This window comes from Pseudomonas sp. LTGT-11-2Z, assembly GCF_003691445.1.
GTDB classification, from domain to species: domain Bacteria; phylum Pseudomonadota; class Gammaproteobacteria; order Pseudomonadales; family Pseudomonadaceae; genus Aquipseudomonas; species Aquipseudomonas monteilii.
In genome coordinates, this window is sequence record NZ_CP033104.1 from 2,869,968 (window position 1) to 2,887,223 (window position 17,256).

General features: G+C 62.5%; 19 protein-coding genes, 1 pseudogene and 1 riboswitch. Of the genes and pseudogenes, 10 read left to right on the plus strand and 10 right to left on the minus strand.

Going from position 1 to position 17,256, the window contains the following annotated elements:
- The first annotated feature begins 32 nt into the window (after nucleotides 1–32).
- Both D8767_RS13400 and D8767_RS13405 read left to right on the plus strand, forming a co-directional pair.
- The gene (locus tag D8767_RS13400) at nucleotides 33–500 is read left to right on the plus strand and encodes a hypothetical protein (RefSeq protein ID WP_016713913.1); all 468 of its coding nucleotides are present in this window, start codon (nucleotides 33–35) and stop codon (nucleotides 498–500) included.
- Between the two features lie 88 nt (nucleotides 501–588).
- Nucleotides 589–801, plus strand: a complete 213-nt coding sequence (locus D8767_RS13405; RefSeq protein WP_016713914.1) for a PLDc N-terminal domain-containing protein — start codon at nucleotides 589–591, stop codon at nucleotides 799–801.
- Between the two features lie 44 nt (nucleotides 802–845).
- On the opposite strand, the gene D8767_RS13410 is transcribed toward D8767_RS13405, so the two are convergent.
- On the minus strand, nucleotides 846–1,169 hold the full coding sequence (locus D8767_RS13410; RefSeq protein WP_063977449.1) for a hypothetical protein: 324 nt from the start codon (nucleotides 1,167–1,169) through the stop codon (nucleotides 846–848).
- Nucleotides 1,170–1,358: 189 nt separating this feature from the next.
- On the opposite strand from D8767_RS13410, the gene D8767_RS13415 reads away from it, so the two are divergent.
- Complete coding sequence (locus D8767_RS13415) at nucleotides 1,359–1,772, plus strand: RidA family protein (protein WP_016713916.1); 414 nt, start codon at nucleotides 1,359–1,361, stop codon at nucleotides 1,770–1,772.
- Between the two features lie 29 nt (nucleotides 1,773–1,801).
- Nucleotides 1,802–1,944, plus strand: a pseudogene (locus D8767_RS13420) (EamA family transporter); the annotation flags it as partial.
- Here the strand turns inward: D8767_RS13420 and D8767_RS13425 are convergent.
- Both D8767_RS13425 and D8767_RS13430 read right to left on the minus strand, forming a co-directional pair.
- On the minus strand, nucleotides 1,941–2,660 hold the full coding sequence (locus D8767_RS13425) for a TorF family putative porin (protein ID WP_016713918.1): 720 nt from the start codon (nucleotides 2,658–2,660) through the stop codon (nucleotides 1,941–1,943). The pseudogene D8767_RS13420 and the gene D8767_RS13425 sit on opposite strands and share 4 nt — an antisense overlap.
- An 81-nt stretch (nucleotides 2,661–2,741) precedes the next feature.
- Nucleotides 2,742–2,993 carry a hypothetical protein gene (locus D8767_RS13430; RefSeq protein ID WP_016713919.1) on the minus strand — a complete coding sequence of 84 codons (252 nt, stop codon included), beginning with the start codon at nucleotides 2,991–2,993 and terminating at the stop codon, nucleotides 2,742–2,744.
- Nucleotides 2,994–3,113: 120 nt separating this feature from the next.
- On the opposite strand from D8767_RS13430, the gene D8767_RS13435 reads away from it, so the two are divergent.
- The 3 genes from D8767_RS13435 to D8767_RS13445 all read left to right on the plus strand — a co-directional run bounded on the left by D8767_RS13435 (nucleotide 3,114) and on the right by D8767_RS13445 (nucleotide 6,191).
- A complete protein-coding gene (locus D8767_RS13435) occupies nucleotides 3,114–3,773 on the plus strand; it encodes a VIT1/CCC1 transporter family protein (RefSeq protein ID WP_016713920.1) in 660 nt (219 codons plus the stop codon).
- Nucleotides 3,774–3,921: 148 nt separating this feature from the next.
- A complete protein-coding gene (locus tag D8767_RS13440) occupies nucleotides 3,922–5,301 on the plus strand; it encodes a DUF3300 domain-containing protein (protein ID WP_028698848.1) in 1,380 nt (459 codons plus the stop codon).
- On the plus strand, nucleotides 5,298–6,191 hold the full coding sequence (locus D8767_RS13445; RefSeq protein WP_016713922.1) for a DUF2950 domain-containing protein: 894 nt from the start codon (nucleotides 5,298–5,300) through the stop codon (nucleotides 6,189–6,191). Before D8767_RS13440 ends, D8767_RS13445 begins: the two co-directional genes overlap by 4 nt.
- Nucleotides 6,192–6,224: 33 nt before the next feature.
- On the opposite strand, the gene D8767_RS13450 is transcribed toward D8767_RS13445, so the two are convergent.
- From D8767_RS13450 to D8767_RS13460, 3 genes are all read right to left on the minus strand, one after another.
- Nucleotides 6,225–7,181: a helix-turn-helix domain-containing protein gene (locus D8767_RS13450; protein ID WP_016713923.1), complete on the minus strand. Its 957-nt coding sequence runs from the start codon at nucleotides 7,179–7,181 to the stop codon at nucleotides 6,225–6,227.
- A 148-nt stretch (nucleotides 7,182–7,329) separates the two neighbouring features.
- Nucleotides 7,330–9,414 carry a hydantoinase/oxoprolinase family protein gene (locus D8767_RS13455; RefSeq protein WP_016713924.1) on the minus strand — a complete coding sequence of 695 codons (2,085 nt, stop codon included), beginning with the start codon at nucleotides 9,412–9,414 and terminating at the stop codon, nucleotides 7,330–7,332.
- A 13-nt stretch (nucleotides 9,415–9,427) separates the two neighbouring features.
- Complete coding sequence (locus tag D8767_RS13460; protein ID WP_027614937.1) at nucleotides 9,428–11,173, minus strand: hydantoinase B/oxoprolinase family protein; 1,746 nt, start codon at nucleotides 11,171–11,173, stop codon at nucleotides 9,428–9,430.
- 228 nt (nucleotides 11,174–11,401) lie between these two features.
- On the opposite strand from D8767_RS13460, the gene D8767_RS13465 reads away from it, so the two are divergent.
- Complete coding sequence (locus D8767_RS13465; protein ID WP_080578110.1) at nucleotides 11,402–12,448, plus strand: RHS repeat-associated core domain-containing protein; 1,047 nt, start codon at nucleotides 11,402–11,404, stop codon at nucleotides 12,446–12,448.
- A 157-nt stretch (nucleotides 12,449–12,605) separates the two neighbouring features.
- On the opposite strand, the gene D8767_RS13470 is transcribed toward D8767_RS13465, so the two are convergent.
- Nucleotides 12,606–13,460, minus strand: a complete 855-nt coding sequence (locus D8767_RS13470; RefSeq protein ID WP_028698851.1) for a LysR family transcriptional regulator — start codon at nucleotides 13,458–13,460, stop codon at nucleotides 12,606–12,608.
- A gap of 92 nt (nucleotides 13,461–13,552) precedes the next feature.
- Here D8767_RS13470 and D8767_RS13475 point away from each other — a divergent pair, with 92 nt between their 5' ends.
- Nucleotides 13,553–13,981: a multidrug/biocide efflux PACE transporter gene (locus D8767_RS13475; protein WP_016713928.1), complete on the plus strand. Its 429-nt coding sequence runs from the start codon at nucleotides 13,553–13,555 to the stop codon at nucleotides 13,979–13,981.
- Between the two features lie 80 nt (nucleotides 13,982–14,061).
- Here the strand turns inward: D8767_RS13475 and D8767_RS13480 are convergent, their stop codons facing one another.
- From D8767_RS13480 to D8767_RS28740, 3 genes are all read right to left on the minus strand, one after another.
- Nucleotides 14,062–15,081 carry a branched-chain amino acid aminotransferase gene (locus tag D8767_RS13480; protein ID WP_016713929.1) on the minus strand — a complete coding sequence of 340 codons (1,020 nt, stop codon included), beginning with the start codon at nucleotides 15,079–15,081 and terminating at the stop codon, nucleotides 14,062–14,064.
- Between the two features lie 154 nt (nucleotides 15,082–15,235).
- Nucleotides 15,236–15,598, minus strand: a complete 363-nt coding sequence (locus D8767_RS13485) for a hypothetical protein (RefSeq protein ID WP_016713930.1) — start codon at nucleotides 15,596–15,598, stop codon at nucleotides 15,236–15,238.
- The gene (locus tag D8767_RS28740; RefSeq protein WP_162998273.1) at nucleotides 15,595–15,771 is read right to left on the minus strand and encodes a glyoxalase superfamily protein; all 177 of its coding nucleotides are present in this window, start codon (nucleotides 15,769–15,771) and stop codon (nucleotides 15,595–15,597) included. The genes D8767_RS13485 and D8767_RS28740 overlap by 4 nt, the downstream gene beginning before the upstream one ends.
- Nucleotides 15,772–15,871: 100 nt before the next feature.
- A riboswitch (cobalamin riboswitch) is annotated at nucleotides 15,872–16,086 on the plus strand.
- 99 nt (nucleotides 16,087–16,185) lie between these two features.
- Here D8767_RS28740 and cobW point away from each other — a divergent pair.
- The gene (cobW, locus tag D8767_RS13490; protein WP_003247913.1) at nucleotides 16,186–17,253 is read left to right on the plus strand and encodes a cobalamin biosynthesis protein CobW; all 1,068 of its coding nucleotides are present in this window, start codon (nucleotides 16,186–16,188) and stop codon (nucleotides 17,251–17,253) included.
- Nucleotides 17,254–17,256 lie beyond the last annotated feature (3 nt).

The following is a 17,256-nucleotide window of genomic DNA, read 5'->3' on the forward strand; positions in this document are numbered from 1 at the left end:
CATGCCGCGCCCTGTTACCGAGGATATTCTTGATGAAGTACGTCATTGCCCTGTTGTGCAGTCTGTTGCCGTTGCTGGCCAATGCCCTGGAGCCGGGCGACAAGCTGGCACCGTTCACGCTGCTTGACCAGTATGACCACGCCTACAGGCTTGATGCTGGCACGCAGATCCTGCTGGTGGCGCGCGACATGGACGGCGCAAAGATGGTAAAGGCTGCGCTGGCCGAGCAGCCCAAGGGCTACCTCGAGGCGCGTCATGCTGTGTTTGTTGCCGACATCCAGCGCATGCCGGCGATCATCAGCAAGCTGTTCGCCATCCCCGCCATGCGCGCATACAACTACCGCGTGCTGCTTGACCGTGAAGGGCGCGTTGCCAGCCGCTATTCCGGGCAGGATGGCCAGGTACAGTGGTTGCAACTGGAGCAGGGAGTGCTGGTGGGCCAGCGGGCGTTTACCGATGCGGCGGCGCTGAAGTCGGCGCTGGAAAAAGCACCGCACTGAATGGGCTGCCCTGGCGCCAGACAAAACAATCTGAACCCTCGGCGCTTGCTGAAACCCAACCCATTACATGCCAAATGGGAGAGCGCTCATGGAAATCGGAACGATCTGGATCATCATCGCGGCCTTCGTCATCCTGCTGGAGGTCTGGGCGATCTGGCACATCATCGGCAGTGAGCGGCGCGCCGAACGCAAGATGCTGTGGGTCGTCTTCGTGGTGTACGCGCCATTCCCCGGGTTGCTGTTCTGGGCATGGCGCGGGCCCAGGGCGGTGAAGGGCAGGGCGGTATTGCAGGAAAAGTGACGGTGGCGGGCATCAGGCGCGGGGGCGCCTGATGCCGGCGAGGCTCACTTGGGCAGGATGTCGAAGCGTATGGCGGGGCCTAGCCCGTTCACCATCAGGCAGCCGTAGAACCTTACGGTCGACAGCACACGCAGCTGCTTGAGCGCTTTATGAATGTATTCATGAATCAGTTTCTCAGCCTCGAGCTTGCGCTCTGCGAGGGTGGAACCCTTGAGTTCGACCGTACCAAGCAAGGTGGTTTCAATGTGCTCAACGGTGCCCAGGCCGAGATTTTCCCGCAGATGCACCCGTGCCTGGGCGGCATCGGCGTCATTGCGTGCGGTGTGCGGCTTGATGGTATAGGCCAGCTGGAAATCAAAATTACTCATGCGCTTTTCCTTGTTGGATTCAGGCCTCCGTGCCGGGTCTGGCAATCTAGCGCGTGATGGCCGCCGCGCAAACAGACGCGTGGTTCACATCAGTTTGCCTTCTGTGCGAAACATCCTACACTGCGCTTGACCTCGAGTTAACTTAAGGTCCGATACTCCGCCACTCTTCCATCCGATCGAGGGCATGTCGTGACCCATCCAGCCGTGTTCCAGTTGAGCAACCCTGAGGGCCTGTACGATCCCAGTGGCAATGCCTATTCCCACGTCGCCGAGGTACGCGCCGACAGCCGGCTGTTGTTCATCGCCGGTCAGGGCGCAGAGGACAGTGATGGCCAGCTGTCGCCCCTGTTTGCCGAACAGGCCCGCCAAGCGCTGGCCAACCTGGAGTTGGCGTTGGCATCGAAAGGCGCCAGCCTGGCCCAGGTGTTCAAGCTGACCTTGCTGATAGTCGAACATTCCGACGCGCGCCTGCGCCAATGGGTAGCGGAGGCTGACAGGGCATGGGGGCCGCATATGAAACCGACCTGCACCCTGATCCCGGTGCCACGGCTGGCACTGGACGGCATGCTGGTGGAAATCGAGGCTGTGGCAGCACTGCAATGACGCGCCAGCAGGCGCTGCGCGAACATTGGGCTGCAACCTTGCAACTCAGTGTGCCCGTGATTGCCGCTCTGGGCGGTGTTGCTCTGATTGGTGAGCCGTTGACGCTGCGCTTGCTGATTGCGTGCGTGGTGGTGCTGGGCGGCTAGTCTTGGCGCTGGCGCCACGGCGCTAGAAGAAACTGCGCTGTGCCTTGAGCGTGACCACGCTGTCGCAATAGGTGTTCATGCCCGAATACGCATCGCAACCGCCGCCACTGAGGTTGGAGTTGCTGTAGACCAGGTTCAGGTCGATGCCAAGCCAAGGCCGCGACAGCTCCAGCGACCAATCGGAAAAAGCAGTCACCTGGCCGCCGTCGCCAATGGTGAACGGCGTACCCAGTTGGTGGTGGGCAAGCTTTACGGTCAGGTCGACATCGAACAGCGGCAATTGGCCAAAATCGGCGAACAGCGTGCCGGTGCGGTTGTCGGGGTTATCGCGCAACGCGCCGCCGAAGCGGCTGCCGAACACCGAGATGCCACCGTACAGGGCATAACTGTCGGGCCCTGCGATATTCGGCTGACTATAATGAATCAACCCCATCTCGTAGCCCAAGGTGCTGTCGAAATGGTGCTTGTAGCCCAGGTAGCTGTCCAGGCGCAGGGTCGAGTTGGGGGCAACGCCCATGCTGGGCGCGTACTGGCCCAGGTACCAGCCATTGGGGTGGCTTAAGTCCAGCCCACCATGGAAGGCGCCGACGGCACTGGGTGAGATAAGGCCTTGGGCCATGGTGCGCGAGGGCGTGGTGCCGAGTGTGAAGTCGAAGCTGCCCAGTTCGCGTTTGATCTGCTGTGCCAGTAGAACAGGGCTAAACAGCAGTAAAGCGCTCAGCAACAGAAGGGGCCTGGTCATGGTCTCCGTCCTGGAAGGCTTGCGGTTGAGCGGTAGAGCATACCTGCGCGTGTGGGCACAGGGAACCGCAGCCTTCCCGACTCAGCCTTTGGTCGAACGGTCTGCATCGGCGGCTTCGGTGACCACTGGCAGGTTGCCAGCACGCTGAATCACCCGCCGTTGCTGCTCGTAGTCGTCCAGGGAAAGGCTGCGGCGTTGCAACGATTCCAACTGCAGTTGGCGAGTTTCTTCGGCTGTATACGGGCGCAATTCAGGGTGGCTGGCACAGCCGCTGATGACAGCGATGGATAAAACGGCAAACGTGGCGGTCAGCAGGCGAGCCAAGGTGTTCATTGGGGTAGCTCCAGGGGCCAGGGTCGTGGGCGGCGAGTCGATGGAGCAAGGTTATTCGGCCACGGTGCCTGGTAGAAATTGCCATTCTCGATAGTGACTATCGACGGAGGAGAGGGCGTGATGGGCCGAGATGAGCAACCGCGTAAATGGGGCGTTCTGGAGCCGATCGACCGCATTACTGAAGTCATCTTCGGCTTGTTGATGGCCATGACCTTCATTGGCTCGCTGAGTGTGGCTACGGCAGGGCGCGAAGATGCCCGGCTGATGTTGGTTGCCGCGTTCGGTTGCAACCTGGCCTGGGGCCTGGCCGATGCGGTCATCTACCTGTTACGCACCTGGACCGAGCGCACCCGCAGCCGTACCTTGTTGACCCGCCTGCAGGCTGCGCCAAGCAGCCAAGGGCGCAAATTGATTAGCGATGCGCTGCCCGAACGCGTCAGCCTGGCACTGGATGAAGACGGGCTGGAGATGCTGCGTGACCGCATGCTGCGCGATGTCGCCCGGCCGATGCCGCCACGCCTGGGCCTGGATGATTTCAAAGCCGCCTTGGCCACGTTCCTGCTGGTGGTGCTGGCGACGTTCCCGATGGTCATCCCGTTCCTGCTGATCGACACCACCGCCACAGCGATCCGTGTGTCGCACCTTGTCGCCCTGGCCATGCTTTACCTGGCGGGCTGGCTGCTGGCGCGCTACTCCGGTGGCCGCACCCAATTGACCGGTGTGGTACTGGCGGGCCTCGGGGCGTTGTTGATCCTGGCGATCATTGCTTTAGGGGGGTGAGCAGCCCCTCACCGCCCAGGTTGTGCTATAGAGCCAGAAGTAGCAGCTCATCCTCCTTGGAGTGCGAAAAGTTTGCGCGCCACTTCTGGTCAAAAGCATCGTCATTGCTACCCTTAACCCACGCGGTCTGACCTCATGGGGAAAAGCGATGCGTATGCCATTGTTTGCTTTGCTGTCGGTGCTTCTGTGCCTGCTCGCGGCAACCGGCCCGGCGCTGGCGCAAGACGTACCCGCGCCTGACCCAGCCCCGCAAGCTGACACGGTCACGGCCAAGGACCCGGTGTTCACCCAGGAGCAACTGGACCAGATGCTGGCGCCGGTTGCCTTGTACCCCGATGCGCTGCTGGCCCAGGTATTGATGGCGGCCACTTACCCAGGGCAGGTGAGTGAAGCCGTGACCTGGTCCAAGGCCAACCCCAAAGCCTCGGGTGACGACGCGGTCAAACAAGTGGCGAAGCAGCCCTGGGACCCGAGTGTGCAAGCGCTGGTGGCTTTCCCGCAGCTGCTGGCGACCCTCGGCCAGGACCCGGTGTGGGTGCAGCGCCTGGGTGACGCCTTCCTGGCGCAGCCCGACGATGTCATGGGCGCCGTGCAGCGCTTGCGCCACCAGGCACAGGCTGCCGGCAACCTGCAAAGCAACCAGTACCAGAACGTGACCGTGCAGGCCGCCCCGTCGACACAGGCGGCCAGCAGCGCGCCGTCCACCATCGTCATCCAGCCGGCCGACCCGCAGGTGGTGTACGTGCCCAGCTACAACCCGACCACGGTGTATGGCACCTGGGCCTATCCGGCCTCGCCGCCGGTGTACTACCCGCCACCGCCGATGTACTACCCCGGCTCCGCGTTGGTGGCGGGCCTGGCCTTCGGTACCGGCGTGGCAATTGTGGCTTCGCTCTGGGGTGACTGTGACTGGGGCAACAATGACATCGATATCGACGTCAACCGTTACAACAACATCAACGCCAACAACCGCATCACCAACAACCAGAACAAATGGCAGCACAACGCGGCCAACCGCGATGGCGTGCCTTACCGTGATGCCCGCAGCCGTCAGCAGTATGGCCGCCAGCTGGACGGCGCCACCCAGCGCACGGCCTTCCGTGGCGACGACGTACAGCGTGCCCAGGCACGGGACAAGGCCAGGGCCTCGATGGACCGGGCCGGTATCGAACGGCCCGCCACCAGCAATCGCCAGGCGCGTCAGCAAATGCGCGAGGCGCAGACGGGCAACGCGGTGGGTAACCGTATGCAATCGCGTGCCGACAACCCGAGGGTCGCCGAGCGTCGGCAGGAACCTCGCACAGCCCAAGGCCGGCAAGTGGCCCAGAACCGACCCGCCAATACCGCCGGCCGGGCACGTAACAATGCGTTTGACGGCGTACGCTCGCCTTCGCGTACCAACCTGCAGGCTAACCGTGGTCGCACCAGCCAGTCCTTCGCTCAGCGCCCGAACACCTCACGTGCCGCCGGACACCCGATCTCCCGACCCAGTGCGCCCATGCGTCGCGGCGGAGGTGGCCGTCGATGAACCGTCCAGCATTTGCAGGGTTCCTGTTCATTGTGAGCCTGGCCTGGTCCTGCCTGGCGGCTGCTCAAGAAACCTTTCCAACGCCGGAGAAGGCTGTGGAGTCCTTCGTTACGGCATTGGGCGCGGAGAAACCGGATGAAGCCCGCCTGGCCCAATTGCTGGGCGATGACTGGCGTATCTACATACCGCGCGGCGGTGTGCAACGTAGCGACGTGGACACCTTCCTGGCGCAGTACCGTGCGCAGCACACCATCGACATGACGGGCGAGGGCAAGGCCATTCTGGCGGTGGGCAGTGATCACTGGACCTTGCCCATTCCTTTGACCAAAAGCAGCCAGGGTTGGCGGTTCGACCTCAAGGCCGGCAGCGCCGAAATCCGCGCCCGGCGCATCGGCCGCAACGAACTGGGGGTGTTGCAGTCGTTGCTGGCTTATCACGACGCGCAAATGGACTACGCCACCGAGGACCACAACGGTAACGGTGCGCTGGAGTACGCGCGGAAAATCTTCAGCGAGCCCGGCAAACATGACGGGCTGTACTGGGACGAGGATGGCGACGGCGAGGTAAGCCCGTTGGGCCCGTTGTTCGGCCTGGATGTGGTCGGTGATGACTGGTACGGCTACCACTTCCGCATCCTCGATGCACAAGGCCCCTCCGCCCCTGGCGGCGCCTACAGCTACCTGATAGGCAACCAGATGAGCCGTGGTTTCGCCATGGTCGCCTGGCCGGCCAGGTACGACGATACCGGTGTGATGAGCTTCATGATCAGCCATGACGGCCAGGTGTTCGAAAAAGACCTCGGGCCACAGGGCGACAGGCTGGCCAAGGCGATGAAACGCTTCGATCCGGATGACAGTTGGCAGGTGGTGGACGTGGCGGCCGAAGACTGATCCCGGTCGCGCAGTGACCGCCGCTTGCACCGTTCAGTGCGTACGCGCAGCCCTGACCTCCCGTGCCGTGCACCCATATTGCTGGCGAAACGCGCGGGTGAACTGTGCCTGATCGGCAAAGCCCCAGCGAAACGCCAGTTCGCCAATGGTCAGGTGGCAATACGGGTCGCGCAGTTGCCGGTGCACAGCCTCCAGGCGTTGCAGGCGCACCCACTCGCCAAGGGTATAGGGCGTGATCGCGAACAGCTTGTGCAGGTAACGCAACGACAGCCCGCAGGCGCTGGCGATGGTTCGTGGCGTGAGTTCGGGGTCGCCCAGATGTTGCAGCACGTACTGCTCCACCCGTGTCAGGTGCAGCGTGCTGAGGTTGCTGCCTTCACTGCCCAGTACGCGTTCGTCCTGTTGCAGGGCCAGCAACAGGGTGGCCGAGGCCTGCTCCAGCAGCAAATGTCGGGCAGCCACGGGGCTGGCATCGAAATGGCGGGCGCACAGGTCCAGTTGTTCGACGAAGATGCGCCCCAGGCCTTGGCTGGCATCGAAGCAATGCCGGGTATAGCGTTTGTGCCCCAGCAAGTTGGCTTTGAGAGCCTGCTCAGGCAGTTTGAGCACCCACAGGTCGTTCTGTGTACCGTAATGGAAGCGGTAGGGGGCGTCGCCGCGCTCGACGATGAAACCACCCGGGCGACAACTGATCGGGTGACCGTCCTGTTCGAAGTACACCTCGCTGCTGTGCGGCACGGTCACCAGGTAGAACGCTTCATGGTCCTGGCCGATGTGCGCCTTGCTGCGCGAGTAGCCCAGCGGGCTGGAGCGCAGGCGCGACAGGCTGAGCGGCGTGCTGGGCGTGCTCCAGCGCTGCAGGTGGCCATTGAACGGCTGTTCGGCGGCAAACTGCAGGCTCAATGGGAAATAGGTGTCACTGATGGCTTCGGCCCAGCGCGCCTGGCGCTCCGGCTGAGCCCAGCCGTGGGTCGAGAGTTCTGTGGGCATGGTGGGTCCTTTTTCAAAGAGGGCAGCATTGAAAAAAGGAACTGCAGGCAAGCTACTCAAGCAGCTCTTGTTATTGTGCAAACCGCCCGGCAGCGCAAGGCTGCCAGGCGGCTTTCAGGCCCATGATCGGCGCACGCCGACCGTTTGATCAAGCCCCGCGTGTCACCCGGTAGGTGGCCGAAGGCTCAAGGCGCGCCTGCCAGCCCGGCGGCAAGACGATGTTGGTGGTGTCTTCCTCGATCACGCAGGGCCCCTGCACGGTCTGCCCCGGCAATAGGCGATTGCCGTTGAACACGGGCGTGGGTTGCCACGCGCCGTCGGCGCTGAACAGCATCGGCCGGACGCTTTGCGGGGTAGCTGCCGGCGGTTCGGCCGGGCCCTGCAACTCAGGTTGCGGTGGGCGTGGCAGGTGGCCGATCACCGAGCACTCCAGGTTCACCAGTTCTACCGGGCTGTCGGGTTCGCTGTACGAGTACAGGGTCTGGTGGCGGCTGTGGAATCGGCTGATCAGCGCGGCCAGGCCTGCTTCATCCAGGTCATGCTGCGCCAGCTCCACGCTGCATTCATGAATCTGCCCCTGGTAGCGCATTTCCAGGGTGTAGTGGCAACTGCTGGCCTGGTCGCCAAAGCCGTCTTCGCGCAAGTTGGCCAGGCCTTGCTGGCGCAGTTCGGCCAGGGCCTGGTTGAGCTGCTCCAGGTTCACGTGCCCGGCGTCCAGGCGCATCGACAGGCTGGTGAGCTGGTCGTAACGTACATCGGACAGGATCTGGCCGAACGCACACAAGCCCGAGGCCACCTTGGGGATCAGCACGGTCTGCATGCCGATTTCCTCGGCCAGGCGCACCACGTGCATGCCCGCCGCACCGCCTGCGCCAATCAGGGCGAAGTCGCGCGGGTCATGGCCGCGTTCGATGGACACGCGGCGAATACCGTTGACCATGTTCAGGTTGACTAATGTGGTGATGCCGAACGCCGCCCGCTCCACGCTGATGCCCAGTGGCTCGGCGATCTTGCTGCGAATGGCATCCAGCGCGGCCTGGCGGTTCAGGCGGATGCTGCCGCCCAACAATGCACCATCCGGGAGGTAACCCAGCGCCAGGTTGGCGTCGGTTACCGTGGGCTCACTGCCGCCTTTGCCGTAGCACACGGGCCCCGGCATGGCACCGGCGCTGCGCGGGCCGACCTGCAGCATACCGAACTCGTCCAGGTGGGCGATGGAGCCGCCGCCAGCACCCAGCGTCTCAACCTGGATCATCGGCACGCCAATGCGCTGGCGCAGGAAGTCCACATCCTTGCTGAAGTTGGTGCGCCCGGCGTTGGTGAGGGTGATGTCGAACGAAGTGCCCCCCATGTCCACGGTAATGACGTTGTCGATACCGAACGGCCGTGCCACCGCCAGCCCGGCCTGGGGCGCCGAGGCGGGGCCGGAGTTGATGGCATTGACCGCGCGCTCACGCATCAGGTGCCCGGGCGCCAGGCCACCGTTGGACTGGAAGTAACGCACCGGTTGTTGCACGCCAAGCTCGTGGAACAGGCTGTCGATGCGCGCCACATAGCGCGCCATCACCGGGCTGAGGTAGGCGTTGACCACCGTGGTGGAGGTGCGGGTGTACTCGCGAATCTGCGGAAACACCTCGCAGCCTGTGCAGACGAATACCCCGGGCAGGGCTGCCCGCACCAGCTCGGCGGCACGCTGCTCGTGGCTGGGGTTGCGCACCGACCACAGGAAGGAAATGGCCACGGCCTCTACGCCTTCGGCGCGGAAGTAGTCGATGGCGGCGTGGATGGCGCGTTCGTCCAGCGGGCTGTGTTCACGGCCATCGCCGAGGATGCGGCCACCAATCGGACGGCGCAGGTGGCGGGGGGCGAGCATGTGCGCTGGCGGGTAGTGGGCGTCGTAGCGGTGGCCTTCTTCCTTGTGCCCCAGGCGGATTTCCAGGCTGTCTTCGTGGCCCTCGGTGCATAGCAGGCCCACCTTGACCCCGGTACGCTCGATCAGCGCGTTGAGCGCTACGGTGGTGCCGTTGATGCACAGGTCACAGTTGGCGATCAGCTCGGCCGGGGTGCGGCCGGTGGCGTCGGCGATCTGCGCCAGCCCGGCACGAATGGCCAGGGTGCCGTCCTGCGGCGTGGACGGGGCCTTGAACAGCTGCACGCCGCCGTCGCGGTCGGCCAGGATGAAATCGGTGAAGGTGCCGCCGGCGTCGATGCCCAGGCGATATTGGTTGCGCATGATGGGTCTCCGGTCAGTGCGGGGCGCGGGCAAGGCGGGTTGCGGGTTCATCCAGCTGGCCATCGGCATCGACGACCACTCCGTATTCCAGGGCTGCGCCCTGGGGCGAGACCAGGCCGTTGCGCAGGTCTTGCAGGACTGCGGCAATCGGTCGGCGAAGCGGGTCGCCGTAGCCACCGCCACCGGGGTTGATGTTGATGATTCGCTCGCCGGGCTGCAGGGTGAGCATCGGGTTTTGCGTGTAGTGGTCTTCGCTGCCATCGGCGTGGCGGTGGATCAGCCGGCCCAGCTTGGGCTCCAGCAACGCATTGCGTGCCCCGGCGGCACCGGCGGTGGGCAGTTGCCGGCCTTCGCCGAAGCCGACCACGGTCATGGCGTGGTCCAGCGGCTCGATCTCCAGCCGGGTGCCCGAACCACCGCGAAACTCGCCAGCGCCGCCACTGTCGGCCATCAGGCTGTAACGGTGGATGAGCACCGGGTAGGCATGTTCCAGCAGCTCGATGTCGCCACTCATCAGCGCGCCGAAACAGCACAGCGGGCCGCACGCGTGCCAGCCATCCATCACCTTGTTGGCACCGGCACCGGCAATGATCGAGGCCAGCACCATGGTCACGTACTCGCTGTTGCCGTTGCGCGGGTCATGGCCGGCGATGTTGATACCGCTGGTATGCCCCCAGGAGGCCGTAACCCGTTGTGGCGAGGCTTGCTCCAGCGCAGTACGCACGGCATCGGCCAGGGTTTCCATCGGCGTGGTGGTGCAGTTGACGTGGGGCGCCGGTTCTTCGGCGTTGCACAGGGTACCCTTGGGCCCGACATCGACCGTGACGCAGCGGTACAGGCCTTCGTTGTAGGGCGGCGCTACCTGAGCGAACATCATCAGCCCCAGGTACACGCCTGACACCGAGTTGCCCTCGTAGGAGTTGATGAAGTAGGGCACTTGTGGCGGGCTGTCGATGCGCACATGGGCCTGGTCACCGCGGATCTGCACATGGGCGGTGATGGCCAGCTCGCCCAGGCCGTGGCCGGCATCTTCGAGCACGGCGGTGCCGCTGTAATCACCGTCCGGCACGTCGCGCAACAGCGCGCGCATGTGCCGGTCGGCCATGTTCTTCAGCTCGGCGATGCAGGCACGCACCTGGGCCACGCCGTACTTGTCGAGCAGCTCCAGCAAGTGCCGCTCGCCCACTTTGCAGGCGCCGTACTGGGCATTGAGGTCGCCTTCCTGGTAGGGGCGTGCGCGCATGTTGGTGAGCATGAAGTTGATCACGTCTTCGCGGCGCTTGCCTTTTTCCCACAGCTTGACGGGTGGAATGCGCAGGCCCTCGGCGTAGATCTCCTTGGCATCGGGGTTGTAGCCGGCGGGCACCGGGCCGCCGATGTCGGTCAGGTGGCCCTTGCACACGGTCCAGAACACCAGCTCGCCCTGGTAGTACACCGGTTTGTACATGCAGCAGTCGAGAATATGGCTGCCCTTGTAGGCCGGGTCGTTGTGGTAGATCACATCGCCTTCGGCGATGTCGTCGCCAAAGAATTCGGCCACGCACTTCATGGCTGGGATCAGCGAGCCCAGGTGAATGGGGATGTCCTGGCCCTGCAGGATCATTTCCGGCAGGTGGTCGAACAGCGAGTTGGAATAGTCGTGGGCCAGGTTGAACACACTGGACCGGCCGGTCTTTTCCAGGGTCAGGGTCATTTCGCGTTGCGCTGTTTCCAGCGCACCCCGGACAACCGCAAGGGTGATCGGATCAACTGTCTGCATAGGTCACCAACGTTTGTTCTTGTGCTTTGGGTGCGTGCCGCAGCGGGGCGGCGCGTGGTGACAGGCTACGGGGGAGGGTGGGGGGAAGGCTTGTCGCTGGGTGTACTGGATCTTGCGTTCTGGTGCACAAGGGGCGCGAAGGAGAGCTACTACCCCCTGGCATTTTTAACAGTTGCTCAAATTGCCCTGGCACGAAAGCATTAAAGCCTCACAGACTGGAGCCAGCGCATGAACGACTCGAAGAACACCACGTGCTTTTTCTTACAGCGGGATAGGGTGCATACAGCCTTGACGGGCAGCGCTGCGGTGGTTTGCATGAGAGCGCAATCAGGTGTTTTGGCAGAAACCAGGGTAACGGAAGAAACAAACTGGTCAGCATTACTGGCTGCAGACAGCGGGGATTCGGTATTGCGAGTCAAGTCTCAGGCACTACCTGAGTCGGTTGCTTACAATGCATATGGCTTACATAGCCCAAATGATATTCCTGCTCAGCGCCCTGCATTCAATGGGCACTTGCTGGTGAGTCATCTTTATCTGCTGGGTAATGGCTATCGTGGTTATAACCCTGTATTGATGCGCTTCCATAGCCCGGACAGCCTCAGCCCATTTGCTGCGGGTGGTTTGAACTGTTATGCCTATTGTGCGGGTGATCCGATTAATTTCAGTGACCCCAGTGGGCATATGCTCAGAGCGAGATCGAGGTCACCTGTCACAGTTGGAAGTAGGTCACCTTCGCCCTTTACTCGCCAATTGGAAGAAATGAACGCGGGTCAAGGATGGAAAGTTATTGGTGCAGGTGGAAGAAGCAGGTCACCGTCTCCCGCGACCATGATTGCAGAGGCAATGGAAGGTGTTCCGGATTTGAATCCGGTTGCCACCCCAGGGCAAGTCGGTCAGCAGCGTACTCTGACATTAAACGCTGCTCAAGCACAGCCTGTACCCGCTACGAGTGCTGCCGGCCCTGAAGCGCGATTACCTGCACCGACAGCATCAGCAGGGGGAAGGGTATGGGGGGCGTTGAGAAAAGTTCGCAAAAATGTAAACGACGAGGAGTTCAACTTACTTGTGCGTGCTAATGCTGGAAACAATTTCGAACTGCTCGGTCGGAGTGTGGCTGATTCTAGGGAGATTCGCCAAGTCGCAATCGATGCTTTGCGTATTGGGCAGGACCTAAAATTAGCGTTTGGAGATAGTCGGTTTAAACTTACGGGTCCTCAAATAAGGCGTGTTAAAACTAGCCTCAATGGAATGCTTGCTTATTGGCGGGGTGCATAATGCTTGCTTATTTGGTTTGAGCTTGTCTCATGAGCGTGAGGGCGTTTGTGAGTTGGGGCTCTATTGTCATCATAGGGGCGTACTGATTTATAGCTTGTTAAGCCCATGACTGCGTTAGTAATTCGTGTTACCCGCTCACCGTTTGATTAGACGAAGCCTACTGCTCCAGCATCTGCCGCACCAGCCATTGCCCCGCCGGCCCCAACGCCCGCCGGCTAGACCAGGCCACATCCATATCGACACGGCGCGGGTAACCCGCTATCTGCAACTCCACCAACTCAGCGCCAAACCTTGCCACCAGCGCCCTGGGCAGCTCGGCCCAGCCAAACCCGCGCACGGCGAACTCCAGCAACGTGAGGTAATCCGGTGCCGACCAAGCCTGACCACGGCCGTGATGCAGGCTGGGGGCGTAGGTCTTGATGTACAGCTGCCGCGCGTTTTCGAGGTATTGCGTTTGCACCTTCCCAAGGCCCGCCAGCGGGTGCCCGCTGGCCACGTACACACCAAACTCCGCCTGTTCGGGCAAGCGGGCAACGGCAACGTCGGCGGGGTAGCCGGGTTGCGTGGCAAGGATGCCGACATGCGCCAGGCCCTGCTGGATCATGTCGATCACATCAGCGTCCTCCGCCGGGCCGCAACGCAGCTCGGTATGCGGGTACTGCTGGGCGAAGCGGGCCATTACCGCGCCCTGGAAGGTGACGCTGTAGCTGTCCGACATCACCACCGACACCAGCGGCTCCACGTTTTCCGCCAGCCGCACCGCCAAGGCATCGAGCTGGGCGCTGGCATCAAGAATGGCCTCCACATGGCTCAGCACCTGTCGGCCCGCCTCATTCAGCATGGGGTGGCGGCCACCCCGGTCGAACAGCGGGCAGCCGATATCCGCCTCGAAATTGGCAATGGCAATGCTGACGGTGGACTGGCTTTTGCGCAGTTTGCGCGCCGCAGCGGAGAACGAACCGAGCGATGCGGCTTCGACAAAGGCAACCAGAGCTTCGGGTGAGTAGCGCATGGTATTGATAAAACCGATGGTAGCTATGTCGCGAGTATCAGTTTTACCAAAGAAAATGGAAAGCACGACTTACGCAATGGATGGATTTTGCAATGAAAAACGTGTCTTTCACCGAGCGCCTGGTTCACGCCGTGGGTTACGAAGTGTTCGCGGTATTGTTGTGTGCGCCGCTGTTGTCCTGGGTAATGGGCAAATCGCTGGCGACCGCGGGGGCCTTGGCGGTCACCCTGTCGGTGATCGCCATGCTGTGGAACATGGTCTACAACGCGCTGGTCGATCGCTGGGTACAAACCGAGCGTATCCACTGGAAGGCCAGTGCGCGTTTTGTACACGGTCTGGGCTTCGAGGCCGGGCTGGTGGTGTGGTGCTTGCCGGTGGCGGCGTGGATGCTGGATATCTCGCTGCTGCAGGCGTTCATGGTGGAACTGGGCTTCTTCGTGATCATCCTGCCCTACACCGTGCTGTACAACTGGACCTTCGACAAAGCCCGGCATTTGCTCATGCAGCGTCGCCTTGCATGAGTTACCCGTGCGAGCGTTAGCCAATAAAAACGGGGCATGCCATTGCTGGCATGCCCCGTTTTTCATACTGCTTAAGCGCCTCAGGCGACTTTGACGATCCAGCCTGCCGGGGCTTCAACGTCACCGTTCTGGATACCGGTCAGCTCGTTGTAGAGCTTCTGGGTAACCGGGCCGACCTTTTCCAGGTCGTGGAACACGTGCAGCTTGCCGTTGTACTCGATACCGCCGATCGGGGTGATCACCGCCGCGGTACCGCAAGCGCCGGCTTCAATGAAGCGGTCCAGCTTGTTGATTTCGACATCACCTTCGATCACGGTCAGGCCCAGGCGCGATTGTGCCAGTTCCATCAGCGACAGGCGGGTGATGCCTGGCAGCACCGAGGCCGATTTCGGGGTCACGAACTCGTTGTTGGCGGTGATGCCGAAGAAGTTGGCCGAACCGACTTCTTCGATCTTGGTGTGGGTCAGTGGGTCGAGGTAGATGGCGTCGGCGAAGTTGGCCTTCTTGGCTTCAGCGCCCGGCTGCAGGCTGGCGGCGTAGTTGCCACCGACCTTGGCCGCACCGGTGCCTTGTGGGGCGGCGCGGTCGAAGCTGGAGATCTGGAAGTTGTGCGGCTTCATGCCGCCCTTGAAGTACGAGCCAACCGGGATGGCGAATACCGAGAAGATGAACTCGGGGGCGGTGCGCACGCCAATGTTGTCACCGGTGCCGATCACGAACGGGCGCAGGTAGAGGGCGCCTTTGCCGTGCGGTGGCACGAACTTTTCGTTGGCCTTGACCACTTGCTTGCACGCTTCGATGAACACATCGGTGGGCACGTGCGGCATCAGCAGGCGGGCGCAGCTGCGCTGCATGCGGGCGGCGTTCTGGTCCGGGCGGAACAGGTTGATCGAGCCGTCCTTGCAGCGGTAGGCCTTCAGGCCTTCGAAGCATTGCTGGCCATAGTGCAGGGCAGTGGAGCCTTCACTGATGTGCAGTACGTTGTCTTCGGTCAGGGTGCCTTTGTCCCACTCGCCATTGCGCCATACGGACAGGTAGCGTTTGTCGGTCTTGATGTAGTCGAAACCCAGCTTGTCCCAATTAATGCTTTCGTTGCTCATGACACCCTCATTGTCTTGCAAGTGCCCGATCGCTCGGGCTGCTGTTATATGCGCACCACGCCACCATAATACATCCGTGGCAGATCGGGAACGGCCAGTCACGAATTGATAGCCTGCGATGTATCTTTTGAAGGCGCCATTCAGCGAAATAACCTCAGCGCTGCTTATGCAAGCGCTTTGCCCAGTCGCCGCCGTGGCTCTTGACGCAAGCTTCTTCACTGTCGAAACGCACATGCCAAGCCGGGTGGTCTAGCTGGATACCGGCCTGCTCCAACGCCTGGCTGGTCAATGTCAGCATGCGCACCTTCGCCTGGCCTGCCACGGCAGCGGTTTTGTCGGCCTCTTGCTCGAACACCCAGGTAACGCGCAGGCTGCCCGGAACATCCTCGGGATCGAGCCGGTGGGTAAGCCAGCTGAAACCGACAATTTCCGCCTTGGCGGTTTCGCAGGCTTCGGTCAGGCACACCACCAGTTCCCGCTCCAGCCTGGCCATTTCGCGCTTGCTCAACGCTTTCAAGGGTTGGCCTCGTCATCGACCTGCTGGCAAAGGCGCAGGCGGTTGCCAAACGGGTCATACACCTGCATCTGCAGGCTCCGGTCCACGCTGAAACCGAGGAAATCAAGGTAGAACTCCTTGGCCTTGTCGACCGAGAAGATGCGCAGTACCGGTATGGCGGGGGCGAGGTGCATGGGGCGTCCTTGACCGTGGGTGAAGGCGCCACTGTAACGCAGTTGGGTGCCTTGTGGTCAGCCAGCGCTGCGCAACGGTTGACCACCCGCCAGCCACTGCGTAGCCTTGCCACTTCGAGGTTCTTCGGCCAGGCCGAAGCTAAGACGGGAACGCGGTACAAGCCGCGGCTGCCCCCGCAACTGTAAGCACCGATAACGGATCGACACAGCCACTGCGCCCGCGCGCGGGAAGGCGTCATCCCGCCACCGCCTGCTGTTTGCCAGGCCTATGGAACGGTGCGAGCCAGGAGACCTGCCTCGTCACGTTTTCGACTTTAAACCGGGCGGGGTGATCCGGTGGCGAACAAGCCCGGCCGGCCTGGCCCTTGGCTGTCGTCCTGCATGCCCGCGCCACACTGCCAAGGGCACTGCGACATGAAAACACTGGCCAAGCTCCCCGTCACCATCGTCACCGGCTTCCTCGGCTCGGGCAAGACCACCTTGCTGCGCCACATGCTCGACAACGCCCAGGGCCGTCGCATTGCGGTCATCGTCAACGAATTCGGCGAACTGGGCATCGACGGCGAGATCCTCAAGCAGTGCAGCATCGGCTGCACCGAAGAAGAAGCCAGTGGCCGTGTCTACGAGTTGGCCAACGGCTGCCTGTGCTGCACCGTGCAGGAAGAATTCTTCCCGGTGATGCGCGAGCTGGTGGCACGCCGTGGCGACCTGGACCACATCCTGATCGAAACCAGCGGCCTGGCCCTGCCCAAACCGCTGGTGCAAGCCTTCCAGTGGCCGGAAATCCGCAATGCCTGCACCGTCGATGCGGTCATCACCGTAGTCGACAGCCCGGCCGTGGCGGCCGGTACTTTCGCTGCCTACCCGGACCAGGTCGATGCCCAGCGCAAGCTCGACCCTAACCTGGACCACGAATCGCCCCTGCACGAACTGTTCGCCGACCAGCTGGCCAGCGCCGACCTGGTGGTACTGAACAAGGCTGACCTGATCGACGCCGAAGGCCTGGCCAAGGTCCGTGCCGAAGTGGCTGAAGAGCTGCCGCCAGCCGTCAAGGTGATCGAAGCCAGCAGCGGTAAGCTGCCGCTGGAGGTGCTGCTGGGCGTGGGCGCCGAGTCCGAGGCGCACATCGATGGCCGCCGTACCCACCATGACTCGCACCACGACGGTGACGACCATGATGATCATGACCACGATGCCTTCGACTCTATCTCCATCGACCTGCCAGAAGCCGACGAAAGCCTGCTGCTCGATGCCCTGACCCAACTGGTGGTGGAGTTCGGCATCCTGCGCGCCAAAGGCTTCGCCGCCATCCCGGGCAAGCCGATGCGCCTGCTGGTGCAAGGCGTGGGTACCCGTTTCGACAAACACTTCGACCGCGCCTGGCGTGCTGACGAGCCGCGCATTACCCGCCTGGTGCTGATTGGCCAGGACCTTGACGCTGCCCAGCTGGAAGCGCGCCTGCGCCAGGCCCTGGGCGCCTGAGCC